This is a genomic window from Paenibacillus sp. FSL M8-0334 (assembly GCF_038000405.1).
GTDB lineage: Bacteria > Bacillota > Bacilli > Paenibacillales > Paenibacillaceae > Paenibacillus_AQ > Paenibacillus_AQ campinasensis.
In genome coordinates, this window is record NZ_JBBOCH010000002.1 from 1851419 (window position 1) to 1877153 (window position 25735).

Annotated in this window: 26 protein-coding genes and 1 pseudogene; 23 read left to right on the forward strand and 4 right to left on the reverse strand. The window is 47.1% G+C overall.

Annotation, left to right across the window (positions count from 1 at the left end):
- Positions 1-127 precede the first annotated feature (127 nt).
- Entirely contained in the window at positions 128-1039 is a 912-nt protein-coding gene (locus tag MKX64_RS22480) for an EamA family transporter (RefSeq protein ID WP_155618707.1), read from the reverse strand.
- A 409-nt stretch (positions 1040-1448) separates the two neighbouring features.
- Between MKX64_RS22480 and MKX64_RS22485 the strand changes: the two genes are divergently transcribed.
- The 8 genes from MKX64_RS22485 (at position 1449) to MKX64_RS22520 (ending at position 6870) form a co-directional block, all read left to right on the forward strand.
- Complete coding sequence (locus tag MKX64_RS22485) at positions 1449-1757, forward strand: PadR family transcriptional regulator (protein WP_095266158.1); 309 nt, start codon at positions 1449-1451, stop codon at positions 1755-1757.
- Positions 1754-2101, forward strand: coding sequence for a DUF1048 domain-containing protein (locus tag MKX64_RS22490; RefSeq protein WP_095266159.1), 348 nt, complete (start codon positions 1754-1756; stop codon positions 2099-2101). Before MKX64_RS22485 ends, MKX64_RS22490 begins: the two co-directional genes overlap by 4 nt.
- A gap of 12 nt (positions 2102-2113) precedes the next feature.
- Entirely contained in the window at positions 2114-2464 is a 351-nt protein-coding gene (locus tag MKX64_RS22495; protein WP_095266160.1) for a DUF1048 domain-containing protein, read from the forward strand.
- Positions 2465-2477: 13 nt separating this feature from the next.
- Entirely contained in the window at positions 2478-3236 is a 759-nt protein-coding gene (locus tag MKX64_RS22500; protein ID WP_155618706.1) for an ABC transporter ATP-binding protein, read from the forward strand.
- Positions 3237-4010, forward strand: a complete 774-nt coding sequence (locus MKX64_RS22505) for an ABC transporter permease (protein WP_155618705.1) — start codon at positions 3237-3239, stop codon at positions 4008-4010.
- A gap of 180 nt (positions 4011-4190) precedes the next feature.
- Positions 4191-4769: an RNA polymerase sigma factor gene (locus MKX64_RS22510; protein WP_155618704.1), complete on the forward strand. Its 579-nt coding sequence runs from the start codon at positions 4191-4193 to the stop codon at positions 4767-4769.
- Positions 4720-6036: a DUF4179 domain-containing protein gene (locus MKX64_RS22515; protein ID WP_341037487.1), complete on the forward strand. Its 1317-nt coding sequence runs from the start codon at positions 4720-4722 to the stop codon at positions 6034-6036. Before MKX64_RS22510 ends, MKX64_RS22515 begins: the two co-directional genes overlap by 50 nt.
- Positions 6037-6066: 30 nt before the next feature.
- Positions 6067-6870 carry a nucleotidyltransferase family protein gene (locus MKX64_RS22520; RefSeq protein WP_341037488.1) on the forward strand — a complete coding sequence of 268 codons (804 nt, stop codon included), beginning with the start codon at positions 6067-6069 and terminating at the stop codon, positions 6868-6870.
- Between the two features lie 105 nt (positions 6871-6975).
- On the opposite strand, the gene MKX64_RS22525 is transcribed toward MKX64_RS22520, so the two are convergent.
- Both MKX64_RS22525 and MKX64_RS22530 read right to left on the reverse strand, forming a co-directional pair.
- Complete coding sequence (locus tag MKX64_RS22525) at positions 6976-7809, reverse strand: ABC transporter permease (protein WP_155618701.1); 834 nt, start codon at positions 7807-7809, stop codon at positions 6976-6978.
- Between the two features lies 1 nt (position 7810).
- Positions 7811-8764: an ABC transporter ATP-binding protein gene (locus MKX64_RS22530; RefSeq protein ID WP_095266167.1), complete on the reverse strand. Its 954-nt coding sequence runs from the start codon at positions 8762-8764 to the stop codon at positions 7811-7813.
- Positions 8765-9100: 336 nt separating this feature from the next.
- Between MKX64_RS22530 and MKX64_RS22535 the strand changes: the two genes are divergently transcribed.
- The 14 genes and pseudogenes from MKX64_RS22535 to MKX64_RS22605 all read left to right on the forward strand — a co-directional run.
- Positions 9101-9664 (forward strand): sigma-70 family RNA polymerase sigma factor, encoded by a 564-nt coding sequence (locus MKX64_RS22535; protein WP_095266168.1) that lies wholly within the window; start codon positions 9101-9103, stop codon positions 9662-9664.
- Positions 9654-10157 (forward strand): DUF3600 domain-containing protein, encoded by a 504-nt coding sequence (locus MKX64_RS22540; protein WP_155618700.1) that lies wholly within the window; start codon positions 9654-9656, stop codon positions 10155-10157. The genes MKX64_RS22535 and MKX64_RS22540 overlap by 11 nt, the downstream gene beginning before the upstream one ends.
- 348 nt (positions 10158-10505) lie before the next feature.
- Positions 10506-11465: an ATP-binding protein gene (locus MKX64_RS22545; protein WP_095397146.1), complete on the forward strand. Its 960-nt coding sequence runs from the start codon at positions 10506-10508 to the stop codon at positions 11463-11465.
- 22 nt (positions 11466-11487) lie between these two features.
- Positions 11488-12360, forward strand: a complete 873-nt coding sequence (locus tag MKX64_RS22550; protein WP_155618699.1) for a tetratricopeptide repeat protein — start codon at positions 11488-11490, stop codon at positions 12358-12360.
- Between the two features lie 158 nt (positions 12361-12518).
- Positions 12519-13397: an EamA family transporter RarD gene (gene rarD / locus MKX64_RS22555; RefSeq protein ID WP_095397144.1), complete on the forward strand. Its 879-nt coding sequence runs from the start codon at positions 12519-12521 to the stop codon at positions 13395-13397.
- Between the two features lie 654 nt (positions 13398-14051).
- A complete protein-coding gene (locus MKX64_RS22565) occupies positions 14052-15200 on the forward strand; it encodes a GntR family transcriptional regulator (RefSeq protein WP_155618696.1) in 1149 nt (382 codons plus the stop codon).
- Between the two features lie 40 nt (positions 15201-15240).
- Positions 15241-16059 carry an MBL fold metallo-hydrolase gene (locus MKX64_RS22570; protein WP_095266175.1) on the forward strand — a complete coding sequence of 273 codons (819 nt, stop codon included), beginning with the start codon at positions 15241-15243 and terminating at the stop codon, positions 16057-16059.
- A 42-nt stretch (positions 16060-16101) separates the two neighbouring features.
- Entirely contained in the window at positions 16102-17220 is a 1119-nt protein-coding gene (locus tag MKX64_RS22575; RefSeq protein ID WP_095397140.1) for an extracellular solute-binding protein, read from the forward strand.
- 87 nt (positions 17221-17307) lie between these two features.
- A complete protein-coding gene (locus tag MKX64_RS22580; RefSeq protein ID WP_095266177.1) occupies positions 17308-18336 on the forward strand; it encodes an ABC transporter ATP-binding protein in 1029 nt (342 codons plus the stop codon).
- Entirely contained in the window at positions 18333-20042 is a 1710-nt protein-coding gene (locus tag MKX64_RS22585) for an ABC transporter permease (protein WP_095397139.1), read from the forward strand. Before MKX64_RS22580 ends, MKX64_RS22585 begins: the two co-directional genes overlap by 4 nt.
- 350 nt (positions 20043-20392) lie before the next feature.
- Positions 20393-21022, forward strand: coding sequence for a hypothetical protein (locus tag MKX64_RS22590; protein WP_095397138.1), 630 nt, complete (start codon positions 20393-20395; stop codon positions 21020-21022).
- 195 nt (positions 21023-21217) lie between these two features.
- Positions 21218-21775: a shikimate kinase gene (locus MKX64_RS22595; RefSeq protein WP_341037826.1), complete on the forward strand. Its 558-nt coding sequence runs from the start codon at positions 21218-21220 to the stop codon at positions 21773-21775.
- 238 nt (positions 21776-22013) lie between these two features.
- Positions 22014-22832, forward strand: coding sequence for an aminoglycoside phosphotransferase family protein (locus tag MKX64_RS22600; RefSeq protein ID WP_341037497.1), 819 nt, complete (start codon positions 22014-22016; stop codon positions 22830-22832).
- Positions 22833-23269: 437 nt separating this feature from the next.
- Positions 23270-23464: pseudogene (locus MKX64_RS22605) on the forward strand (oxidoreductase); the annotation flags it as partial.
- A gap of 16 nt (positions 23465-23480) precedes the next feature.
- Here MKX64_RS22605 and MKX64_RS22610 read toward each other — a convergent pair.
- Positions 23481-23963: a MarR family winged helix-turn-helix transcriptional regulator gene (locus MKX64_RS22610; protein WP_341037499.1), complete on the reverse strand. Its 483-nt coding sequence runs from the start codon at positions 23961-23963 to the stop codon at positions 23481-23483.
- Positions 23964-24128: 165 nt separating this feature from the next.
- Between MKX64_RS22610 and MKX64_RS22615 the strand changes: the two genes are divergently transcribed.
- Positions 24129-25733 carry an FAD-dependent oxidoreductase gene (locus MKX64_RS22615; RefSeq protein WP_341037500.1) on the forward strand — a complete coding sequence of 535 codons (1605 nt, stop codon included), beginning with the start codon at positions 24129-24131 and terminating at the stop codon, positions 25731-25733.
- The last annotated feature ends 2 nt before the right edge of the window (positions 25734-25735 follow it).

Sequence of the window (25735 nt, forward strand, 5' to 3'; positions counted from 1 at the left end):
ATTGGGGCAGACAAACGTCCCTTAGTCCCATAAAACATCAATAAGCAGCCGCTCCCAGATTGCGTCACGAATCACGCTTACGCCATCTGATGAGCGGCTGCTTCTTGTATCATTCACTTGGGGTCAGTCATCGATGTAAAGTCTTCGGTATCTTAAACCATTTCTTGCCCAAATGATCATAGCGAATGTTGCTGCTGGCAATCCCGACCAGGATCGTGGCAACTCCTATCCATTGTGTGAAACTAATCGCTTCTCCGAGCACCAGGGAAGACAATATAATGACAACCGGTAGCTCCGATGAGGTGAGAATGGTTCCGAGCCCTGAGCCAACATGCGGCATTCCAATCGCAAACAGAAGGGGCGGCAGCACGACGCCGAATATTCCCAGTGCCAATCCATAAGGAATCATGCCGGTGAACACATCCCAATCCACTAGAAACGTAGGTGGAAAAACAATGAACACCGTCATTACGCCGCCAGTGGAGATCAGGGCGCTTTTTAACATGGGCGGGGCTGTTCTCTCGACGGTGCTGCTTAAGAAAATGAATGTGGAGAAGGTGAACGCCGCAAGCATGCCCCATAGACTTCCTTGCCATGACACCGCCATCTGGTCCTGAAATAATAGATCGGCGGCCAACACAGAGCCCGCGAGCAGCAATCCGATGGAGATCAATTTGCTCTTTGTCGGCTTTTTCTTATGGAAAACCCACTCCAGCAGCGCTCCGATCCAGACGAACTGGAACAAGAACACGATCGCCAGTGACGCATTAAGGGTCTGCAAAGCTTGATAATAGAAGATGCCGGTTAATCCAAAGGGAATTCCGGACAGCAACAGCTTGATGATTGGTTTACGGGTTAATCTCTTCTTGTTGGTCAACAGTGCTGCAAGCCATGCCAGCACAGCGCCAAATAAGTACTGCCCTCCAGTGACTGCCGAAACCGTATAACCGGCCGCGTACGCCAGTTTAACAAACGTGGATAATATGCCGTAACAGCAGCCTCCAAGAAAAACAATCAATGCATAGTGCCACAATTTCATGAATCTATTCTCCTCCTTCATCGTGAACCAAACGCAAAAAACCACACAAATGACCAGCAAGGCCTTTGTGTGGCGAAAATGAAGATTACTCTCCAGAAAAGTCCACATCCGCAATCGGTTTTAAGTATTCGACTCGGTAACAGTATAGTAGCATGGCCTGAATGTTGTCAATTCTAAAATTACGGGGACTCCATCACGGTTGGAACTCGGGGACGAGTCGATGATCGTTATCATTAGGCAAGCACATCGATTCACCGTGTCGTATCATGCGTACAAATAAATAATGAATATGAAGGCAAATGCTGTTTACAAACCAACTACTTAGTGATACTATGTAGTGGTAATAAGTAATACTGAATACCAGTCATACAGAATAGCAGAGGTGATTGTACTGGAGAACCTAACCGAAATGCTTAAGGGTGTGCTTGAGGGCTGTGTCCTTGAAATTATAAACCGCGGAGAAACTTACGGCTACGAAATCACACGGCGGTTGAATGCCCTTGGCTTTACAGATGTTGTGGAAGGAACCGTCTACACCATTTTGGTGCGGCTGGAGAAGAACAACCTTGTGGACACCGAGAAGAAGCCATCCGATATGGGTCCACCGCGCAAGTTTTTCGTGCTCAATGATGCGGGGCGCGAGGAGCTGCGAAAGTTCTGGGAAAAATGGGCGTTCTTATCATCAAAAATGAATGAGTTAAAGGAGAGAGAGCGATGAACTTCTGGGAGATGATCACGGGCAGTGACATGACAAAAGAAATGAAATCCTTTGAATTACGGGTCAAAGAGCTGCCAGCCGACTATCAAGCCGCATGGGAAGAAATCAACGTCAATCTTTGGCCACACTCCAATTTCACGGGTCGTAACCTCATGCCTATTCTTGACGGCGTGCTTGGCCTGCTCGAGGAAACAGCAGCCGAAGGTCAGCGCGTCCAGGAGGTTCTCGGGGTCGATATTAAAGGCTTCTGTTCAGCGCTGGTTGGTGAAGAAGGGGCGGCGTCCTACCGTGACAAGTGGCGCAAGCAGCTCAACGATAATGTCGCCAAGAAATTAGGGAAATAGGAGGAGGAAACCATGAGAATACGAGAGATGATTGAAGGCAGAAAAGAATGGCGAGCACATGTGGCTCGTGTCAAAGCGCTCCCGCGGGATTATCAGATTGTGTACAAAGAGATTCAGAAGTATCTGTTTAAGGTCGGGCCTGTGCAGTTAACCGAAGGGACGGAGCTGCTCTCGGGGATCGTCGATCTTTTTGAAGAAGGAGCGGCTATGGGGAAAGACGTGCTTGAAGTGACAGGCCGTGATGTCGCGGCGTTCTGCGACGACCTCATCAAGGATTCCAAAACCTACGCTGATCTCTATCAGGAATCTGTTAATCAGGAAGTTCATAAAGCCATACAAAAGGTGTCGAAAAAAACAAAGTAGAGGGGCTGCCGGCATGGAAAAAGCGATTGAAGTGAAAGGACTGTGGAAATCTTTCAAAGATGTTGAAGTCCTAAAAGGCGTAGATTTTGAAGTGACGCGAGGTGAGATTTTCGCACTGCTTGGCTCCAACGGGGCCGGCAAGTCGACGATCGTCAAAATTCTCTGTACGCTGCTTAAACCGGACGGAGGCACTGCGGTTGTCAATGGAAATGATGTGGCGTCACGTCCTGGCCATGTGCGCCAGTCCATCAGTCTAACCGGCCAGTTTGCTGCCGTAGACGAGATTCTGACCGGACGGGAAAATCTCATCATGATCGCGAAGCTGCGGCATCTTAAGAATCCGCATCAGGTGGCAGATGATATGCTTAAGCGCTTCGGACTGACAGAAGCCGCTCATCGCAAGCCGTCTACGTATTCAGGAGGGATGCGCCGCAAACTGGATATCGCCTTGAGCCTTGTGGGGAATCCGCAGATCATCTTCCTCGACGAACCGACGACCGGACTCGATCCTGAAGCACGAATCGAGGTGTGGAAGATTGTCAAGGCGCTTGCCGACAATGGCACAACAATCCTCATGACGACGCAGTATTTGGAAGAAGCCGAGCAGCTTGCCGACCGAATTGCCATTCTTCATGAAGGCAGGATTATTGCGAATGGCACACTCGCCGAGCTGAAAACGCTGCTTCCACAAGCGAAGGTGGAATATGTTGAGAAACAGCCGACTTTAGAGGAGATCTTCCTCGCCATCGTCGGCAATAAGGAGGCGATCTAAATGGAAACGGCAAAGAACCGCTCCTTCAGTGATATGGGCGTGATGCTCGGACGTTCCATCCGCCATGTCTTTCGTAGCATGGACACCATCATCACGGTATGCATCACTCCAATTGCGATGATGCTGCTGTTCGTCTACGTGTTTGGTGGCGCAATTGACACAGGCACGGATAACTATGTGAATTATTTACTGCCTGGCATTCTGCTGATTGCAATCGCCAGCGGGATCTCCTATACAGCTTATCGTCTGTTTCTAGATAAGCAACGGGGGATTATTGAGCGGTTCCATACTATGCCGATCGCGCGCTCCGCCGTGCTTTGGGGTCATGTGCTGACATCTCTGGTATCCAACGCCTTATCCGTGTTCATTATTATTCTCGTAGCACTCCTTATGGGCTTTCGCTCATCGGCGGGGATACTGTCTTGGTTAGCCGTAGCCGGTATACTCATGCTGTTCACGCTCGCTTTGACTTGGATCGCGGCTATTGCCGGATTGTCCGCAAAATCGGTAGAAGGTGCAAGCGCATTTTCCTATCCCCTTATTTTCCTGCCATTCATCAGTTCGGCGTTTGTGCCTACGGAATCGATGCCGCTCGTGGTGCGTGTCTTTGCGGAAAACCAGCCAGTAACCCCCATTGTAAGTGCGATACGCGCTCTACTTGCCAGCCAACCCGTCAGCAATGACATTTGGATTGCGCTCGCTTGGTGTCTGGGTATTCTTATTGTTGCGTATATTTTCGCCATTAGGGCTTATAAACGAACATCATCCGCTTAAGGTTTGTCCCGGAGTGATCGGTAAGATTGGTAATCAACCTATTGGCGGCTTTGGCTTTACTCCATCCACAACCTTGGGAATGCAGGGCATTCATTCCCTGCTTCTTGGTTGTGGTGTTTTTTATTACGAAATGAACTTTTAGAACCTCTGACATCTCTTATCTATGAAAGGAGGGGGATCATGAAAGTCAGCCGTCTTGTCAAGCAAGCCCAAAAAGGAAACAAGGAAGCTTTATTGCAGCTCATTCTGGCTGATCAGGATGCATATTACCGTCTTGCATACTCCTATATGGGAAACGAGCATGATGCGATGGATGCCCTGGAAGATATGATTGTCACGATCTATGAAAAGATCGATCAATTGCTTCATGGCGAAGCCTTCTACAGTTGGAGCAAAACCATTCTGGTCAACCGGTGCAAAACGCTACTGCGCAATAGAACGCGGTACCTGCCTATGCAAGGAGAAGAGGAAGCATCGCTTGCGGGAATGACGGACGATAATCCATTTCGCTATTCCGAGTCTGCCATGAACATGCAGGAATTGTTATCCCATCTGAATGCTAAGCAGCGGGAAGTGATCGAGCTCCGTTATATTCACGATCTGTCCTATCAGACGATCGCAGACATGACCGGTGCACCGCTTGGCACCATCAAATCAAGAATGACACAAGGGCTGAAGAAGCTCAAAGACTTGATTGGAGGTGATCGTTATGAGAACGATCGAGAAGAAATTACAAGCACACAAGCAGAGCTTTCTTAGTGTACAAGCCCCGCCAGAGCTTGAGGGCAGACTTCGGCATGCACTTGAGAATGTGCCGGTCAAACGGAGAAGAAGCAAAGCATTGCCATGGGTTGCATCGGCAGCCGCAGCACTTATGCTGATTGCCGGCATATACCAGTATCCGGCCTTTGCTTATTACGGCGCGAAGCTGCTGGATCGAAACGCATTGACTTCGCTCAGCTTCTCAGAAGTGGAAGAACACGGGTATGGCCAGTCAGTGAATAAAAGTAAAACGTTTGATGACGGTACCGCCATTACCGTGAATGGAGTGATTGCGGATGATAATGCATTCATTATGTATTACTCCATTGATTTGCCACAAGGCACCGTATTCGATCCCGATGATCGTTCATTTCGCTACAACGTGGATGCACTGCAAGGCTTTCTGACGGATTCCGATCCGAAAGAAGGGTCAGGCACCTTTAGCCCTGACGGATCGCAGTATAAGGGAATATATAAATTCGAGCCGGTTAGTCCATTCTCCAGAACATTAACAGCTACATTCAGCAGGTGGGAGGATTCGGAGAAACGGATAACCTATCCCATCTCCTTCCAATTTGAAGCGAATAAAGCGATGAAGAGCATTATTAAACAAAAACTGTCCATTTCGGTTCCAGTTGATCTGGGAACCGTTCATTTCGACTTCATAACGGCGTCGCCATCTTCAACGATCGTAAGAGGCTATTATGACCTGGAAATAGACGGCCATCCTAGGTTTACAGGCAAAACCAAGCTATTCGTCAATGGGACCGAAGTCAAGTCTTGGGGAATGAGGTCGATTCGTCACGCTGAAACAGAACTTCCAGGGTTTGAACTGGATTATGATGTGCTTCCAACCGATCAATTGGAGTCCCTTGAGCTTGTACTCACAAACTTCCAAGGTTATCAGCAAGTAGAGAAACCCATTTCGCTTGCTTCACCATCCGATCAGTCTATTCGTATAGGTGACGAAAAATTATGGATACGAAGCGTGACCGAGACCGATGGAGGCTATGACATCGTCATTGCCAGCAAACAATTTACAATCCTGGATAAGGACCAATTATCCATACAAGCCGGGGGGAGCATTGTGCCCGTATCGTCGATTTCCAATTCACGGCCCTGGGATCTGAACAATGGCAACATCCTATGGGAGCAGACCTATTCATTTAACACTACAGACAAGCCAGAGCAATTGCTGTTGCCTGGATTCTACTATATAAAAACTTATGACCATAAAGTATCCATCCCGGTCCATATCAAGTAAACTTACGGTGTATAGAGGGAGGGAGGCATTATGATGATTTTAACAGCAGGATATGGTTTGGATCCGAGTGGATGTATTATAAGCGATGTCAGCATAAACAAAATAGACAGCAAGTATCAACATTGCATCGAAGAAGCTGTCGAGCGTCTCAAAAGTGTGTTCCAGGAGCAATTGCACAGTGTTTATGTGTACGGCAGCGTAGCCAGAGGTGAAGCGGTTGAAGTTCAATCCGATTTAGATCTCATCGCTATGTTTTATGGCAAGCAGGATTCGATGAAATTGGCAGAACTAAAGCAACTGTCCGGAGACCTGTCCGAGCCGTATCGTTATCTTGTACGTGATGTAGGCATCGCTGCTGCATTTTACGATTATACAATGGATCCATCAAATTATTACGAGAATGCATTCCTTAGAGAACTCTGTGTTTGTGTGTACGGGGAGGATATAGGCAGACATTTTGGTCCGTATAAACTTACATCCGAGATTGCCATTTCCTTCAATGGCGATATTGGTCAATCCCTCGCGCGGACACTTACTAGGGTAGAAACGGCTTCTGTTGAAGAGCTCCAATCCATTACACAGGGCTTCGCTCGTAAACTGATTCGAACCTATTATTCCATGGTGATGGCGCGGTCTCAGATTTGGACGACAAGACTTCTGGAGCAATGTGAAGTATTTTTGCAGCACTTTCCGGACAAAGAACCGATCATTCGTACTCTGTTAAGTTGGATCGATGAACCGCCGGCAAGTCGTGAGGCTGTCGTTGAGCTGTTTAAGAACGAAGGGGAGTGGGCGAGGGTGAATTTTGAACGTGAAGCGAGTAAGGTCAATTGAATAAATGAGAAGCTGTCTTTTGCTCAAAAACCCTCCATGCCCCTATTAGAGGGCAGGAGGGGGAGAGTAATCATATACTCGCTTGAGGAAGAGAAGCCTCATTTACTACTTATCCACTCGCCAATCTACCTTTTTCAAAATCAATACGATGGATATCAGCGAGAACAGCAAAAGTGCAAATGTGTTCCAGGCGACAGAGCCGGACCAGCCCGAAATCAGCACCTCCCGCATGGCAGCGGCGGCATAAGTGGTCGGAAAGATATAAGCGGACCACTGCAGGATCGCGGGCAATTGATCCATATCTACCATGACTGGCGTCAGAAACGAGATGAACATCATCAACGCCTGGACCAGCATATTCGTCAATTGGTGGTTAGGCGACCAGAAGCCGATCAGGACGCCCGCACCGACAACGCTAAAGACGGTGAGCAGCAGTACAGGGACAAGCCCCCAGCTGTAATGGAATTGAATGCCGTAAGCAAGCTGACCGATCATCGCCAGGATAATAAAAGACGGCACGCTCATGATCAAACCGCGCAGCAGGTTGGCGAAGATGAAGTTAACCTTGGCGATCGGCAGGGACGAATAATAGGTGAAGTGGCCTTGATGCTTCTGCCAAGATATCTCCTGAGCCATCGAATTGAGTCCCATGACGATAAGGCCGAAGAGCATGTTCCCTGTAATAATGCGTGTCATGACGGCCGGCGTTGGATCGACGGTGAAAAATTTGAGAAATAGCAGGGTGGTTAGTGGAAACATGCATGCCATGATGAATATCCAAACCCATGCCTCGCGGATGATCGTAAATTGAATGCGGGCCAGAATCAGCCATTCGGTTATTCTGCGTTGGATTAAACTTTGCTGCTCGTGCCCTTGGAGAATAACAGCCTCCTGCAGCTGCGTATTCTGGCTTTGTATGGAGGGTTTCAGCTGTTCCATGTTAGACCACCTCCGCTTGATCTGGCTTATGCTGTTCGTCATCGATATGAAAATAGACATCTTCAAGATTCGGCGGGACCAAAGAATATTCCTGAATCGGTAGATGATGCTTGCTCAGAAATTCAATCGCATAGCTGGCGTCCTGCTTCTCGATCAGCGTTCGGATTCGATTTTCACCGATTTGGGTCCACTGTCCCAGGGCGCTTAAGCATTGGCTAACATGCTCGCTTTCGCCCAAGGATGTCGTAATCTCCAGCTTCATCCGCTGATCGACTCTTTGCTTTAAGACACTCACGTGATCGATGGCGAGCAGCCTGCCGTGATTGACTACAGCTACTTTATCTACAACCTGTTCAGCCTCCAGCACATTATGTGTCACCAAAATGACCGTTACCCCTTGGCGATTGCGTTCTTGAATCAGATCCCATACAAGCCTTCTCTTTTTCGGGTCCAGCTCATTGGTCGGTTCATCCAGGATCATGACAGGGGAGTAGCCGATCAAGCAGGTTCCAATCCCGATTAAACGCTTCTGTCCGCCCGACACATTCTTCAGCAGCTTGTGACGGAGATCCTGCATGCCAAAGCGCTCCAGCAATTCCTCGGTTTGTTTTCGGGCCGACTCCTTGGTCAGTCCCCGCAGCCTTCCTGTAAAATACAAGGCTTCCCAGGTTTTCAAACTGGTCAGGGCGTGAGGCTCCTGCGAGTAGTAGGCCACCTCCTGCGCAACTCGTTTGGTTTGTGTCTGTACACTTGCTCCTCTATAGCGTACCGTACCTGATGAGGGAGCAAGGTGGCCTACCATCTGTTTGATTAGCGTCGATTTCCCAGCTCCATTCGGACCGAGCAGACCGAGAATTTCCCCTTGCTGAATGTCCAAACTGATGTCCTGATTCGCAACAACTTTTCCTTTTTTGTACGTTTTATTCACATGCTCTAACTGATAGATCATCTCCATCGTTTCTTACTCCTTTCCATTCGTGTGATATGGCTTTGCTGCTGCATGACTGCTTCCGGAGAGTGTATGTATTCTTATTCGTTAATATCAAGATATCGTATGCTCCACTTCGGAGTGACGGGCGGCAGAACGGTTTTCGTCTCGGTCTCGGGACGGATAAGGTGTTTTCGGACAATAAGAACGCGACTCCGGGTTATCGCCAAGCGAGAAATTGCGTTCTAAGTTGCTATGTATGCGGTGTTTTTTGAAGTATAGTTATAAAAGTTTATCCATTTACTGAACCTTTTTCCCCGTGAGAGCGAATTAAGAGTTGTAACATGTTCAGGAGGGGCCCCCATGAATGATAAAGAGTTACTTCCATGGCTGGAAAAGGCGACGAACGGCGATGAGTCGGCCTTTGAGCTTGTCTATCAGGCAACGCACGAGGACGTCTATCGGACGGTTGCTTTTCTGGTCTATAACAAACAGGACATAGAGGATATTGTGAATGAAGTGTACATGCGCATGTGGCGGTCTTTTCACAACTACGATCCGAGCCGTCCTTTCCGGTTTTGGCTGCACGGGATCACGGTGCGTCTTGTCCAGGATTGGAAAAGAAAGGCCTGGCGGAGGATTCGCCTGTTTGAGCGCAATCGTCAGATGACTTGTGAAGAGTTCGTATGGACGGATAAAGCGGTGCTGCAGTCCGAAATGCAGCATGATTTGTTCAGTCTGGTTCGCCAGTTGTCGTACAAACTGCGTGTCGTTGTCATCCTGCGTTATTATCACGATTATGCGCTGGAGGAAATCGCAGACATGCTGCAGATCCCGGTTGGCACCGTGAAATCCAGACATCATCTGGCAATGAAAGAACTCCGGAAACGATTCGAAATGACGGGAGGAGATGCGTATGTCCATTGACAAGGAATTGCGGGAAGAGCTTCGCCAGGTGTCAGCGTCGATGAACTGCCCACCCGAGCTGTACGGACGAGTCCGGCAATCTTATCAACATTATGTGAACGAAAAGAGAGGTCGATTTTCCATGAAAAAACGCATACTTGCAGGCGTGATTGGAATGGCTATCCTGGTTCCGTCTGCTGTATTCGCTTCGCCTTATCTAGCCGATATGATCTTCGGTTCTGTTGAAACCATTGAACAGCACGGAGGGACTCAGGAAGAATATCAAGAGATTGAGGCCATGCTTCAAGTGGCCAAGGGCAAGCTTACGGAAGAGGAATTCCAGGAATATACGGATCTGACCAAGCAGTTGATGCAGTTAAAGCTGAAGATTACCAATGAAAATGGAGTCAGAGATGTAGAGAAGCTGACTCCCGAAGAACAACAGCAGTGGGATGAGCTCAGCGCGAAGCTTACACCGTACTTTGAGAAGATTACCGGTAGCACCGAGCCGTAAGACACAATCTAGCAGGGACCCGTCCGATGTGGATGAGGTCCCTTCATGTTGTCCTATCGTGACAGATCCCCTAGTGAGTTTTGAGGACGCGCAGCTGGAGCAAGCCAACAAGCAGATTTTGAATAAGGACGATGATACGCCGGTCAACATATCGGTATGAACGGAAGCCCTCAGCATATTGCTGGGGGGTTTTTATGTGGAAATACGTATATGTGAAAAAATGTGTAGGTAAATCGATATACAAGTGACATGCTTCGTCATATTTTCAGCCTCTTTTCTGTTATAGTGGCTCCCTAATTTATGGGAATATGATATTCTTAAGAAAAATGCTGCAGAGGAGAGAACAGAATGTCGGACCATGATGAACTGGCGAAATATCGGCGGAAAAATCTAAAGCTCATTCATTTCAGTAAAGACGATCAATCGTTTGTTGAATCCGAGAAACCCATGGAAACGTTTGCCGATGTCGGGGGCCTGGAAGAGGTCAAGAAAAAGATCAGAATGAACTTCATATTGCCGCTGCAACAGCCGGAGATCTTTGCCGCCTACGGCAAACAAGCCGGAGGGAGCCTGCTATTGTTCGGGCCGCCGGGATGCGGCAAAACTTTTTTGGCACGTGCGGTGGCAGGCGAGATCGATGCTCATTTTTTTCATGTTGAGCTTCAGTCCATTCTTTCCATGTACACCGGACAGAGCGAGCATAATTTGCACGATATATTCGAGAAAGCCCGGGAAAACAAGCCGTGCGTGATTTTCATAGATGAAATTGATGCCCTCGGAGGCAGCCGTCATCAAATGCGTCAGCATCATGACCGCATGCTGGTAAACCAGTTGTTGCTGGAGCTGGACGGACTGCAGGCGGAGAATGAGAATGTGTTTGTCATCGGAGCCACCAACACGCCTTGGTACCTTGATTCCGCGTTGAGACGTCCCGGACGGTTTAACCATCTTGTTTTTGTGCCGCCGCCTGATGAGGCAGAGCGTCAAACGATTCTGGAACTTAAGCTGTCAGGCAAGCCGCTCGGTTCGCTGAACCTAACCAAAATTGCCGCCGAGACGAAGTTTTTCTCCGGAGCCGATTTAGAGCAGCTCGTTCATGATGCTGTAGATGCCGCGATGGAGCGAACCTTTGAGAAAGGGGAAATTCAGCCCATTACGCAGGATGATTTAAAGCGGTCGGCAAAAGGCCGGAAGGCAACCACACTCGACTGGTTTGCAACCGCCAAAAACTATGCGACCTTCAGTGATGTCAATCAGGATTATCAAATCGTGTTGGAATACATAAAGAAGCATGGTGTCAAATCATAATTCGACCAGGAGGATTGAGCATTTGGAAACCATACAGGATTATTCCGCTTATGCGAAAGTGCAACAGCTTATCGAATGGAGGCGGTATAAGGAAGCGTTAAAGGAAGCCCAGCAGCTCATAAAACAGGAACCGGAGGACCCGGATGTTTTTGCGTTGATCGCAAATATCTATCTTCTGATGGATGAAAATGATAAGGCACTCCATTGGTCCAATGAGGCGCTCCGCCGGGAGCCGGAGCAGAGGCTGGCCTGGTATGTGCGGGTCTGTGTGTACTATGCCGCCGATAAGGACCGGGCTTTCGATGAAGCGGTGCAGGAAGCGCTCCGAATCGATCCCTATGAGTCTCATTATTATTATTTGCAAGCGAATATGTTTAACAAGAAAGGGAAGCTCAAGCAAGCGAAAGCCGCACTATTACAGGCGCTTGAAATCCATCCGGAAGTACCGTTATATTTGGCCGTGTTAAGTTATACGGAAGCGCTGCTCATTCACTTTGAGGAATCTGTAAGGCTCGAAAGAATCGCCCTCGAGCATAATATGGAGTCGTCCGAAGTATATTTTTTTCTCGGCCTGGCGGCTGGCCAGCGGGGGGATTACAAGTTAAAAGAGACGTATATGCGAAATGCCGTTCGCTTAGAGCCTGACAACAAACAGTACCAGGAAGAGTTTCTAGATGCGCTTCAGCATAATGAGCTGTTATTCAAAATCATTCTATGGCCGGTCAAGTTTCTACGCAAATTGAAGCATTGGCAAGTTCTGATCGCCTGGATTGTCGCTATGCTCTTCTTAAGGCCGCTGCTTATCTTGTTCATTGTGCTGTACGTACTCTCCTATTGGGTGACCAAAGCGACGGTACACGTGAAAGTTTTTGGCTGGGGACGCAGAAGGGTGTGAGTTCTTCCCTCCCCTATAAACGCATTCCTGCCGGAAACCCCGGAGGCTAAGATACGAGCTATCAAGCCCCCGGGGTTTCATATATCTACTTTACTTCCCCGGGGGTTCAGGCGTATAATCCGTTCAGATACAGGAGAGAGAGAAGAGGGAACATATTGATGAACAATGGGTTAGTCAACGCAATTATTGCGTATATCATGTGGGGGGTTCTCCCGCTTTATTGGAAGTTGTTTGACGATGTGCCGGCTGGCGAGATTCTGTCGCACCGGGTTGTCTGGTCGTTTGTTTTCATGGGGATTCTCGTTGCCGTTCAGCGCCGCTGGGGGGATATGAAGCGGGTGGCGGCTAACCGCTCGCTCATCCTATCGCTCACCGCCAGCGGACTGCTGATCGCCTTGAATTGGCTTATCTTCATCTGGGCCGTCAACAACGGCCATGTTGTCGAGACCAGCCTCGGCTATTATCTGAACCCGCTGCTGAACGTGCTGCTGGCGGTCGTCTTCCTTCGGGAGAAGCCTAACCGGGGCCAGTGGCTCGCGATTGCCATCGCAGGCGCTGCGGTGCTCGTCATCGCCATCGATTACGGGCGGTTCCCATGGGTTGCGCTCTCGCTCGCCGTATCGTTCGGCTTGTACGGCCTTGCGAAGAAGAAGATCGCCCAAGACGCCTCGGTGGGCTTATTGTCGGAGACAGCTGTCGTCCTGCCCATCGCACTCGGCTACTGGATCTATTTGGCCGCTGCCGGAAAGACAACGGCGTGGACGCTGCCTGCGCCGATGTTTATTGAACTGCTCCTTTCCGGCGTGGTAACGGCGCTGCCGCTGCTCTTCTTTGCACGGGCCGCCGCCCGGATGACACTGTCCACGCTCGGCTTTGTACAGTACATCGGGCCGACCATCATGCTGTTACTGAGCATATTTGTGTTCAAGGAATCGGTGTCGCCGGTTCTGCTCATCGGATTCGCGCTCATCTGGACAGCGCTCGTAGTATACACTACCGCATCGATTCGCAGCGCGAAACTGGCGAGGGCGAGCTGAAGCCCTCGCCTTTTCGCGCCCAAATAGCTCAGAGAAGGGCGAGAAGCTAGTTGTGATGTTCTAGACAGGTAGCCGAACAATGGCTAGTCTTATCGCAGACGAAGCCGATGTTGAACATATGGTTGCATACTACCGTCGATGTATCCCGGCGTACTACAAGGGCTTCTCGGAATATGCGGATATTTCACATATAACGGATAACTGCGTTTATGAGATGATTCTACTTATGTTTGGGTACAGGCTTGTAGAATGGTATATGAACGCAGAGTCAGATGATGAACGAGCGCTGCACATCCATACCCTGCATAACATCTATGAGATCGGTACCGAACAATGATTGGCCATTCTCAAAAGACATTTTCCTGCATCGATAAATTGAAGCTCTATTAAACCAACCTGCCTAACCGGCAGGTTTTTCTTTCGTTGATCAGAGAAATGGGATCGTTCGCATAGTGAGCATTGATCGCAAGGATTCGCATTAAATTTCATATATCACTGATATGTACTTTGTGATTATAGAACTCAAAAACTCGATTTAACTTAGATTTTACAAGACTTTTACATAGATATCATTGAATATGTCAGTGACATTCTTTATGTTCAAATTAGATCCCTTGCGGATTCGAGTCGACTCAACGATTAGAGGGATATTTGATGAAAGATATTCGTGTGACCAAACAGAACCAACTCTATCACCGGGTGGCCGATGAGGTCATCGAGATTATTCAAAGCCGCAGGCTGCGTCCGCATGATCCGGTTCCATCGGAAGGCGAGCTTGCCAAGCTGTTCGGCGTGAGCCGAATGACAAGTAAGTTAGCGCTGCAAAAGCTGGCTGAGGAGGGACTGGTGTACCGTTTGCCCCGAAGAGGAACATTCCTTGCTGAACCGCAAGACGGAAGGGCGCAAGGAGGATTTTCTTCCCAGGATACCGCGGCGCTTCCGGCCGCCGAGAAGCGGTTCGGGCAGATCGCGCTCATCATGCCTCACCTGTCCGATTACACGTCCAGAATCATCGCCGCCACCGAGGCTGAAGTGCGAAAGCACGGCTGCGACCTCATTCTAAAAATGACGAAGGATTGCGACGATGAGGATCATTGTCTGGAAAGGCTGGCCGAAGGAGGAATCACTGGCATTATCCTATTTCCCCAAGGGCGAAAGACCTGCAGCGATCAAGTATTACGGTTAAAGCTGCAAAAACTGCCGCTTGTCATCATCGATCGCATTTTCCATGAAGTGGAGATCGATTGCGTATACCACGATCATTATATGGGCTCTTACCAAATGACCAAGTATTTGATCGAGAAGGGGCACCGCGAAATCGGATATACTTCGAACGCGATCGATCATATCACAAGTAGGAGGGAGCGGTATCAAGGTTATATTCAAGCGCTTCTCGACCATCAAATTCCGGTTCAATACCAGAACATTCATTTTCGAACCGTCGCTTGCGATACCAGACGCATTAATGAGCGCGATCCGGAACAAGAGCGGTTTATTCAGGACAACCCCCGGATGACAGCCATCATGTGCGGGGATGACCATGTCGCGATCTCGACAATTCACACCGCATTGCAAATGGGGATTCCGGTTCCTGAAAAGCTGTCCATCGTCGGGTTCTCCGATATCCAGTTAGCGGCATATATTCCGACCCCGCTCACGACGGTAAGGCAGGATACCGAGAAGCTTGCCCGATCGGCCGTGGATTTGCTGATGAAGCGCGTTGGCAATTCCAACGAGAATCCAATCACCATTAAAATTCAAACATCGATTGTAGAACGACAATCCGTCCTGTTCAGGACGTAGAATGGATTGCTACAGTTTGCATGACAAGGAGAAATGACTTTTGAAGATTCACTTTCTAGGAACCGCAGCTGCAGAAGGCTTTCCCAATGCATTTTGCCGCTGCGAGCATTGCAGCAAAGCGCGGGAGCTTGGAGGCAAAAATATACGCACGCGAACTTCCGCCATCATTGACGATGTCATCAAGTTTGACTATTCCCCGGACTCCTATATGCAGGCGCTGCGGGACAACATTGATCTGGGGGCCATCGAGCACCTGCTCGTCACCCATACGCATTCGGACCATTACAATGCTGCGGATCTGGAATGCCGCAGGGAAGGGATTGCGCATGGCCTCGAGCTTCCGATGCACATTTACGGCAATGACGCCGTGATGCACCACACGCGTGCCGCCATCGGCCGATTCGAAGGACAAAGGTATGCATTCCATCTGGTGCGCCCGTTTGAGACGTTCGCTATGGGCAATGCAAGGGTAACGCCATTGTTGGCAGATCATGACCGCATGGAGACCTGCCTGTTGTACGTGATTGAAAAGGAAGGAAAAACACTGCTGTACGGACATGATTCAGGTTGGTTTCCGGATGCGACGTGGGCGTGGCTAAAGGGTAAAAATCTGGATTGCGCCATCCTCGACTGCACCCACGGATACACGGGGAATTCCCGCGACCGCAATCATATGTGTGTGGAAACAGTGCTGGAGGCGCAGCGCGAGTTCCATAAAGAAAACATTCTGAAGCCTGAAGGACAAATCGTCGTCACCCACTTTAGTCATAATTCCAAGCTGCTTCACGAGGATTTTGTCCGCATCTTCGATCCCGTCGGTATTGTGCCAGCTTATGACGGGTTGATCTTAAACATTTAAATTCAAACAAAAGGAATCGATCAAAGGAGTGTTAAAAGAATCATGAGAAAACTATCCATGGCGTTACTCCTCATTATGTGTGTGATTGTATCGGCTTGCGGAGGCGGCAACAATGCCAGCAGTACTAACGGAGGCCCTTCGGAGTCCGGAGCGCCGGCAGGAACACCGGCTGCGTCGGATTCTTCAACTACCGAACCGGTCAAGAATGAGAAGCTGATCGTGTACACGAATGCGAACTCTGACGGCCGCGGCGAATGGCTGATCGAGAAAGCGAAAGGCGCGGGCTTTGATATCGAAATCGTCGGCGCGGGCGGCGCTGACTTGACGAACCGGTTGATTGCCGAGAAGAACAATCCGATCGCGGACGTTGTATACGGCCTGAACAACATGCTTTATGAGAATTTGAAGAAGGAAGACGTTCTGGCGAAGTTTGTTCCAAGCTGGGCCGGAGATGTTGAACAAGGGTTGAACGATCCGGAAGGCTACTATCATGGTCTTGTGAAGCAAGCGATTCTGCTTGGGTACAATCCGAACGAATTCACGCCCGACACTGCGCCAAAGGACTGGACGGACCTCTATAAGAACGATGCGTATAAAGGGAAGTACGAAGCTCCTACGCTGCTAGGACAAAATACGCCTCGCCTTGTCGTTGCGGGGATTCTGTCAAGATTCCAAGATCCGAATGGTGACCTCGGCATATCCGATGAAGGCTGGAATGAAATTCAGCAATTGTATGACAATGGCGTTGGCGCGGTCGAAGGCGAAGACTTCTATGCCAATTTGGCCAGCGGCAAAACACCACTTGGAGCGCTCGTCTCCGGAACCCTGCAGCAGAAGGAAGAGCAATATAACGTGAAAGCCGGCATTGTCAGTCCGGAAATCGGCGTACCGATGGTCGTGGAACATGCAGCAATTATAAACGGAACGAAGAAGCAGGCAACGGCGGAGCGGTTCGTCGAATGGCTCGGATCGAGCGAAGTTCAAGGAGAATTTGCGGTGGAGTTCAATGCCATGCCTGCCAATACGAAAGCGGTCGAGCAAGCCAACGAGTCCGTCAAGGAGCTGTATAATTCCTTAAAACCACAAGATTTCGATTGGGCCTTTATTGCGGATAACATGGATCTGTGGGCAGAGAAGATTGAGCTCGAGATTATGCCATAAATCACGGAATGGAGTCAAACCGGCTGCATATGGAGAACACCAATATGCAGCCGTTCATTCAAGTACAACATAAAGGAAGCGAATAAGATGATTACATTCCAGAACGTTGACATAAAATTCGGAGAATTTCATGCGGTTAAAAACCTTAATTTGCATATTCGGGAAGGGGAATTCTTCACATTCCTCGGGCCCTCGGGTTGTGGGAAGACGACGACCCTCCGCAGTCTGGTCGGGTTTATTATGCCTACAAGCGGACAGATCCTGCTGAAAGACGCCGACATTACCCGGTTGCCGATCGAAAAACGAGAGATCGGGATGGTATTTCAAAGCTATGCGCTGTTTCCCACGATGAATGTGTATGAGAACATCGCCTTCGGCTTGCGTGTCAAGAAGTTCTCTAAGGCGGAAGTGGACCAGAAAGTAAAGGACATTGCCCGGAAAGTGGATTTAAAAGATGAGCAGCTGTTCAAAAAAGTATCGGAGCTATCCGGTGGCCAGCAACAACGTGTGGCGATAGCCCGGGCGCTCGTATTGCAGCCGAGCATCTTGGTGCTGGACGAGCCTTTATCCAACCTGGACGCGAAGCTGCGGGTACAGCTTCGGAACGAGCTGAAACAACTGCAGAAGAAGTTCGGGATCACAACGATTTATGTCACACACGACCAGGAAGAAGCGTTAACACTGTCCGATCGGATTGGTGTATTCAATCATGGGGTCTTGGAGCAGGTCGGTACGCCCCTGGAGGTTTACAATCAATCCCAAACGGAGTTTGTATGCAATTTCATAGGAGATATTAACCGGATCGATCCGGGGATGATCGAGAATAGCCCGCTTAAAGATGTTGTTCAGCCGGGCAATATCGCCTATATCCGCAATGAGAAGGTAAGCCTGCTGCCCCTGCAGGGTATCGATACGGTTCAACTGAAAGGCAAGATCGCGGACCGGGAATTTTACGGTTTATACAGCAAGTATGTATTGGAGATTAAAGGCGGCGGGCAACTAAAGACGATCGAAAAAGAAAGCCGGTTATTTCATCACGAGGTCGGCGACGATGTGGACATCTACCTCCCGGTCTGCGATATTTTGCAATATCCGATGAAGGAGGGGGGAGCATGAAGGCCCGGAACCTGAGCACCCGGCTGGCTTCCATCAACCCTGTCTCGATCCTGTTATACGGACTGATTGTCTGGTTTGTTATTGCCTTTCTGATTTATCCGAACTTGAATATTTACGGCGAGATTTTCTTTAAGGATGGCCAATTCACACTGGAGGCGGCAGAGAAGCTGCTCTCGTCCGAACGCGCGATGCGAAGCTTGTATAACAGCTTTATTCTCGCATTTTCCCTCATCATTACGGTAAATGTGGTGGGCATTACACTGGTACTCATTTCGGAATACTTCGAAATCAAAGGCGCGAAGATCTTGCGATTGGGTTACTTTACGACCTTGATTTACAGCGGAGTCGTGCTCGTGTCCGGCTATAAATTCGTCTATGGCGAAGAGGGCTTTATGACCAAGCTCCTGGTGTACTTGTTCCCTTCATTTGATGCAACTTGGTTTCATGGTTACTGGGCGGTGCTATTCGTCATGACGTTTGCCTGCACATCCAATCACTTTCTATTCTTGAGCAATGCGATTCGCAAAATTGACTTCCAAACGGTGGAGGCCGCAAGAAATATGGGGGCGTCTACTTGGTATATCCTAAGGCGGGTTGTACTTCCGGTGCTGAAGCCTACAATCTATGCACTGACGATCCTGACCTTTCTTACTGGCCTGGCTGCAACGTCTGCGCCGCTGATCCTCGGGGGCAAGGAATTCCAGACGATTACGCCGATGATTCTGACGTTCTCGAGAAGCATGACGTCCAGGGACTTGGCTGCGCTATTGGCACTTATTCTTGGAGTGGCCACGCTGGTGTTGTTGACCATAATGATCCGGTTCGAACGCAAGGGCAACTTCATGTCGGTCTCCAAGGTCAAATCGGAGCTGGTCAAACAAAAAATCCGGAGCAAATTCGGCAACATCGCCGCTCATATTCTGGCTTACGGCCTGTTTGTTCTATATATCGTTCCGGTTGTGCTGATCATCATCTTTTCGTTCACCGATGCGGCTAGTATCTCTACCGCTACGTTGAATCTGAACAGCTTTACCTTGAATAATTACATTCAAGTGTTTTCATCCATGTCGGCCTTCAAGCCTTATCTGGTAAGTATTCTATATGCCGCAGCAGCCTCCGTGATTGTCGTCGCATTGGCGCTGGCCGTGTCCAGAATATTGCATAGATATAAGAACAAGTGGGCGCTTGCCTTGGAATATGCAATGCTGATTCCGTGGATTCTGCCTTCGACGCTGATTGCGGTCGGACTGATCGTCACCTTTAACACGCCGAAGCTGATTATCGGGAATACGGTACTGGTTGGCACCGTCTGGATGCTCTTGATTGCGTATGTCATCATCCATATTCCTTTCACCCTGCGAATGGTCAAGGCCTCCTTCTTCAGCTTGGACAGCAATCTGGAGGACGCTGCAAGGAATCTGGGCGCCAAACCGTTCTATACGTTCAGAAAAGTATTGCTGCCGATCATTCTACCGTCGACCTTAGCGGTTCTGGCACTGAATTTCAACGGAATTTTGGCTGATTATGACGTTACCGTGTTCCTCTATCATCCGGTGTACCAGCCGTTAGGCGTCGTCATCAAGAACAGCACGGATGCGCAGGCGCTCGCGGATACCAAAGCGTTGACCTTGGTTTATTCGGTGATCTTGATGATTATGTCGTCCGTGACGTTATATTTTGTTTATGGAAGAAACAGCAGATCTTGAGGAATTTAAAAAAAAATCATCGAGGGATAAAACCCCGGACTCGTTAAAGTCGCTATATTAGCGGCTTTTTGGTTTTATAACGCTGCTACGTCGAACTGCTCCTGGTAACAGCGTGTTCGGTAGCTTTTGTTTAACTAATGGGCAGTTTGCGGAATTGTGTTGTTGGAAAGTTTCGATACATGTCGAGGAGCAAGAACTTGTCCAATTGCCGATTAGCTTAGTATTAAGTTAACGGGCAGGATAATTCAATAATTTCGCGAATACTCTTATGAAAAGATTAATTTGCGAAGTTCGTAGATATGGAGTTATGTGAAATCGGGCTATAACATAAAATCAAGGAGGTTGTAATAATGTCTAGTAGGTCTAGTGTCTTTAGGGAAGATGTCAGAAAAACCAATAAAGAATATTACTCATTAAAAGACAAAAAAGTCAAATATTATTTGATACCAGAAATGATATATTTAGAATCTATTGGGTCTGGGGAACGAGATATTTATAGAATGTATGATTATAAAGAGGTCTGGACGATTGGTCGATTTATTAACCGTGTAAAGTTCTATACGGTAAGAGATTTGGGTAAAAACTTTAGCAGAATGCCACTGGAATTAGCTTGGGGGGATTCGGATTATGAATATAAAGTATCAATGTGGGTGCCTGAATATATAACCGAAGATTTATTTGAGGTGACGATGACTGACCTCAGAGAAAGATATGATTTTGTTAAAAACTTGTCTATATCTCTAAATTCCAGGCAAGAAAGAAAATGTGCACAGCTACTTCACTTCGGTGAATATAGCCATATAGAATCATCAAAACAGTACCTTTTGGAAGAGATAAATGCAAAAGGGTATAGCCCGACGGGCAGACTAGAAGAAATCTTTATGAACCATCCACACTGTAACCCACCGGATAAACTCCAAATACTCCTAAGACAAGAAGTTGATGATAGCTTTCTCATTGAAGAGCCCGACATCACCTAACACCGCATTAGCGCATCGTCGCATTCGCTCCTCGGTCACTGGTGATGCTTTTGACAGAGAAGTTGAGTCATGTGACAACCCTGCAAGGCTAAGTCTACGACCCGTTGCGCTGTGCTTCACTTAAGCCTTTCGGGTTCGTTAATGCAAGAACGTTATAAGAAATCAGCGCAAATCTGAAAAACAGGAGTGATAATTATTAAATTCATACTAATATTTGGCCCTCAGGCAGTAGGTAAAATGACAGTCGGTTATGAGTTGACGAAAATAACTGAATTGAAATTATCCCACAATCATATGTCAATAGAATTGTTTCAACCCTATTTTGGATTCACTAGTGAAACCTGGAGACTATCAGGTATTGTTAGGAACGAGTTTTTTGAATCATTTTCTCGAAGCAATCAGTATGGTCTAATTTTTACTTTTGTATGGGGACTCGATCTTGAGGGTGATTGGGATTTTGTAAGGAAAACTTGTGAAATTTTTGAATCTAAAGGTGCAGAGATCTATTTTGTTGAGTTAGAAGCAGAAATCGATGAAAGAATTGTCAGAAACAGAACATCTTTTAGATTGGATCAAAAACCGAGTAAAAGGAACGTTGAACAATCTGAGAAAGATCTAATAAATACGTTGGAAAATCATAGGTTAAATTCATATCAAGGAGAAATTACAAGGGAAAACTATATGAAAATTAATAACACTAATCTAAGTGCTGACGAAGTAGCAAATATGATTAAAAAGCATTTCAATTTATGATAAGTGCTATGTAAGTTTTTCATGAAGGCGATGACATCCTATAACAACGTATTCACGCTGCGTGCCTAGCGACCCTTGGTCTGCAGAGGCAATTCGGGGAAGTTGATTCAGCAGACAACCCTGCACTGGCTAAGTCCATCGGACCCGGGGCTAACGCCCCTTAAGCCAGTGAGGGTTCGTGAATACAAGAACGTTATACGCAATATTGCTAGCAAAACTAATGTAGTGGGTTACGGAGGTGTTAAACTTGAAACAAATTGGTCAGGGTAGGACAGCAGACATATTTGAGCATCAAGAAGATGAAAATATGATAATTAAACTTTACAAGAGGAGTTTCCCTGAAGATGCAATTAATCAGGAATTTCAGATTAGTAACTTAGTATATTCTTTAGGTATTAATACACCTCAACCAATTGAGTTAATTCAGTTGGATCATAGGAAGGGTATAATATTTCGACGAATATCAGGAGTCTCTTTACTTAAGATCATGGGAAAGAGTCCTCTTTCAATTAATAAGCATTCAAGGAAGTTAGCAACATTACATCATAATTTACATGGTCATCATGTGGTTGGGGAGCTAAGACAGCAAAAAAATGTATTGAGTAATAATATTAAATCAGCTTCTGCTCTTACAGAAAGTGAAAAGAATATAATAATTGACTACTTAGAAAAACTACCTCATGACAACAATAGGTTATGTCACGGAGATTATCATCCTGATAATGTGATGGTTGGCGAAGAAAACTGGATTATTGATTGGATGACAGGAATGTATGGTAATCCCGCAGGGGATGTTGCCAGATCAGTCATATTACTCAGTACTGGCACGATGCCCAACGGCACTTCGAAACATATAAATTCTGTTATTAATTTTTTAAGGGATAAATTGAAGAAAGAATACGTAAGGCATTATATAGAGCTATCAGGACTTGATTACGCTGATATCGATAGATGGATCTTGCCAGTTGCTGCAGCCAGATTAGTAGAATGGATGCCTAAAGAAGAACAAGAGCAATTATTAAAAATCATTAAAGAACGATTGAGGGCAGTTTCATAGAAGCGCAATACAGCGTATAACACCGTATTATACGCAGTGTTTTTTTAACCCCTCGAAATGCCTCCAAGATTCAACGCTGCTATTTGCATAAGTTTGCCAGCCCCATACACCGGATACGAAATCTCCTGTTTAAATCAGGTTGCTTGTTGATTTCACCACTTCACCTACAACGAGACCTCCGAACCTGATGAACGAAAAGCAATTTGTTGAGCCACCCATTCAGTTGGGTCAGGTGAGCTGGCTTCCGGCAGAGTATTCCCCTCAAGAGCGAGTGATCGACCATCCGTTTAACATCAATGAACTGAATGTATCGCCAAGAGAAGCTATGAAAGGACTTTATTCCAAGCTAGGGAAGGCCATCTTCGAAACGCTTCAGCTTATGGGATGGCCAGCATCAAAATGTAAATATCCGAAGTGCCAAGGTTCCTTGAGGCTGCGTTTCTCCGGGCGTAACGGAATCCGAACTTGCCGACAGCGTCTCGGATGAGCAATCCCGCCAATTCATGAAAGAGTACCGCCAGATTGCCATTCCGGCATCTGCGACTGCCCGTTCCATTATGTATGCCATAAAGCAGCCTGTCGAGGTTGACGCGAATGAGATTATTGTCCGGCCGACGGCAAGTCCGAATTAACGAAGGCAAAAGGTCGTCAGTTCATATCATCGTTCGATTCCTTAACATCTGCAAGTTGGTACAAAAGACAAAGCAAATGGCTGCGGCTTTCTGAAGGAAAGGAAGCCAATACCCTTGCAGCCGCTTCGATCATGGCTTCCCCGGTTTTTTTTATAAGAGGTTCAGCAGTTTCCGTAATCTGTATCAGTGTAGCACGACGGTCATTCGGATCAGGTATACGTACGATAACATTTTCTTTTTCTAAAGCATCAACAAATTGAGTTACGGTACGCTTTTTGATTCCTAATTTTGCCGCCAAGTCACTCATTTTGATCTTTCCTGCTTCTTCAATACATTTCAAAAATCGCATCCTTGGCCCAGTCAAATAAGCAGGCACATCCTGTGCAGACAGTTGAGCCTCAAACTGAGAATGAATAGAGTGAGTAGTTTTAAATAATATTTCTAACAGATACTCGGGTGTTGGTGGTTCTGTTGGAAAATAAACTTTTGATGTATTCATAAAATCCTCCTTGACGCCCTGCTTTTTAGTGTGTATACTCACTTTATATTCATTTAGTGAGTATACACACTATTTCTATACACACTGTAACTATACCACTAACTATATTTTAGGCTTTCTTATCGTCTTTGAACAGTACAAATGTTGAAAAGGAGTTCAACAACGATGTCTAAAAAACAAATTCCCGTTTTCATTGTAGGTGGTGGTTTGACAGGCTTATCCGCAGCACTTTGTCTAGCAAACCAAAACATTTCTTATTTACTTATTGAACGACATGCCGGCACCTCTATTCATCCTCGTGCCAATGGCATGAACGTCCGTACTATGGAGATTTTTCGAGAACTTGACATTGAAAAAGAGATTCGAGCTGCCGGAGAGGTACTGGGAAAAAGCAATGGCGCTATTGAAGTGAAGGTGTTGGCGGAGGCAGATTTAAACGGACTCAAACGAATAGCGCCTAATGGACATCCATTAAAAACATTAATCGGAGAACAAGTAAAAAACATCAGTCCAGTTACAGGTTGTGCATGTTCTCAAGATCAGTCAGAACCCGTTTTGCTCAAGAAAGCCCAACAACTAGGGGGGGATATCCGATTTTATACAGAACTCATTGCTTTTGAACAAACAACAGCTGGTATTCAAGCGGTGATAAGAGATCGGAAAACGGGACAAACCGAAACCTTATATGCCGAATACATGATTGCCGCTGATGGGGCCAAAAGTCAAGTGCGTCAAGCTTTAGGAATTGAGTTTACAGAGGGGGGCTCTTTTGGGCATCATATCAACATTTATTTTCAAGCCGATCTGAGGGAGTTGGTAGAAGGCAACGAATTTATTCTATGCAACATTACGAATCCTGAAGCACCGGGGGTATTGCTATCTGTTAATAACAAAGATCGATGGTGTTTTCATGTTGTTTACCATCCTGAAAAAGGAGAATCAGTAGATGATTTTCCACAGGATCGTTGCATTGATCTCATACGCAAGGCAATCGGTTTAGCAAATTTAGACGTTGTAATACTAAGCCTTCTTCCATGGGAAGCCGCCTCACGACTTGCGGATCTTTATCAAGTTGGATCTGTTTTTTTAGCAGGAGACGCAGCTCATGTCATGCCGCCAAAAGGAGCATATGGTGCAAATACAGGAATACAGGATGTTCACAACTTGGCTTGGAAACTAGCTGCTGTTTTACGCGATGGAGCAAATCCTGATTTGTTGACCACTTATGAACAGGAACGCAAACCAGTAGCTCAATTTGCTGCGAATCAATCGGTTCTGAATCTTGCAAATGGAGAGGGCCGTGTGCATCCCCTTATCCCTGCGATCGGTTATTCATACCAATCGGATGCCATAGTCTCAGAAGAAAATATAGAGATTCGATTAGATGAACTGCGATTAGATGGTGTACCTGGTAAAAGAGCTCCACATGTTTGGTGCAGCTATCGAGGGAGACGCATCTCAACAATTGATTTATTGGGAAAAAACTTCGTTTTGTTTACAGGAGATAAAGGGGAAGAATGGCTGCATGCAGCATCAGATATTTCCATACGTTTAGAAATTCCAATACAAGCATACCAAATAAGTGCTTATGGAGAGTTAGCGGATATAGACAATAATTGGAATGAAGCGTATGGGATACGCAGTGAAGGTGCCGTACTAATAAGACCCGATGGTTTTGTCGCTTGGCGTACAAATGGACGGATGGAAAATAAAGCGGAAATGTTAGCAGAAGTATTTCAACAAATTTTATGTCATAGAAAACCAACATAGGT

Bases quoted from the DNA above. Each gene is read 5' to 3' on its own strand.
- MKX64_RS22495 (WP_095266160.1), top strand. From the start codon at position 2,114: ATGAGAATACGAGAGATGATTGAAGGCAGAAAAGAATGGCGAGCACAT.
- MKX64_RS22590 (WP_095397138.1), top strand. From the start codon at position 20,393: ATGTCTAGTAGGTCTAGTGTCTTTAGGGAAGATGTCAGAAAAACCAAT.
- MKX64_RS22615 (WP_341037500.1), top strand. From the start codon at position 24,129: ATGTCTAAAAAACAAATTCCCGTTTTCATTGTAGGTGGTGGTTTGACA.
- MKX64_RS22500 (WP_155618706.1), top strand. From the start codon at position 2,478: ATGGAAAAAGCGATTGAAGTGAAAGGACTGTGGAAATCTTTCAAAGAT.
- MKX64_RS22545 (WP_095397146.1), top strand. From the start codon at position 10,506: ATGTCGGACCATGATGAACTGGCGAAATATCGGCGGAAAAATCTAAAG.
- MKX64_RS22485 (WP_095266158.1), top strand. From the start codon at position 1,449: ATGCTTAAGGGTGTGCTTGAGGGCTGTGTCCTTGAAATTATAAACCGC.
- MKX64_RS22530 (WP_095266167.1), bottom strand. From the start codon at position 8,764: ATGGAGATGATCTATCAGTTAGAGCATGTGAATAAAACGTACAAAAAA.
- MKX64_RS22515 (WP_341037487.1), top strand. From the start codon at position 4,720: ATGAGAACGATCGAGAAGAAATTACAAGCACACAAGCAGAGCTTTCTT.
- MKX64_RS22535 (WP_095266168.1), top strand. From the start codon at position 9,101: ATGAATGATAAAGAGTTACTTCCATGGCTGGAAAAGGCGACGAACGGC.
- MKX64_RS22525 (WP_155618701.1), bottom strand. From the start codon at position 7,809: ATGGAACAGCTGAAACCCTCCATACAAAGCCAGAATACGCAGCTGCAG.
- MKX64_RS22585 (WP_095397139.1), top strand. From the start codon at position 18,333: ATGAAGGCCCGGAACCTGAGCACCCGGCTGGCTTCCATCAACCCTGTC.
- MKX64_RS22565 (WP_155618696.1), top strand. From the start codon at position 14,052: ATGAAAGATATTCGTGTGACCAAACAGAACCAACTCTATCACCGGGTG.
- MKX64_RS22575 (WP_095397140.1), top strand. From the start codon at position 16,102: ATGAGAAAACTATCCATGGCGTTACTCCTCATTATGTGTGTGATTGTA.
- MKX64_RS22520 (WP_341037488.1), top strand. From the start codon at position 6,067: ATGATGATTTTAACAGCAGGATATGGTTTGGATCCGAGTGGATGTATT.
- MKX64_RS22505 (WP_155618705.1), top strand. From the start codon at position 3,237: ATGGAAACGGCAAAGAACCGCTCCTTCAGTGATATGGGCGTGATGCTC.
- MKX64_RS22610 (WP_341037499.1), bottom strand. From the start codon at position 23,963: ATGAATACATCAAAAGTTTATTTTCCAACAGAACCACCAACACCCGAG.
- rarD (WP_095397144.1), top strand. From the start codon at position 12,519: ATGAACAATGGGTTAGTCAACGCAATTATTGCGTATATCATGTGGGGG.
- MKX64_RS22540 (WP_155618700.1), top strand. From the start codon at position 9,654: ATGTCCATTGACAAGGAATTGCGGGAAGAGCTTCGCCAGGTGTCAGCG.
- MKX64_RS22510 (WP_155618704.1), top strand. From the start codon at position 4,191: ATGAAAGTCAGCCGTCTTGTCAAGCAAGCCCAAAAAGGAAACAAGGAA.
- MKX64_RS22480 (WP_155618707.1), bottom strand. From the start codon at position 1,039: ATGAAATTGTGGCACTATGCATTGATTGTTTTTCTTGGAGGCTGCTGT.
- MKX64_RS22580 (WP_095266177.1), top strand. From the start codon at position 17,308: ATGATTACATTCCAGAACGTTGACATAAAATTCGGAGAATTTCATGCG.
- MKX64_RS22490 (WP_095266159.1), top strand. From the start codon at position 1,754: ATGAACTTCTGGGAGATGATCACGGGCAGTGACATGACAAAAGAAATG.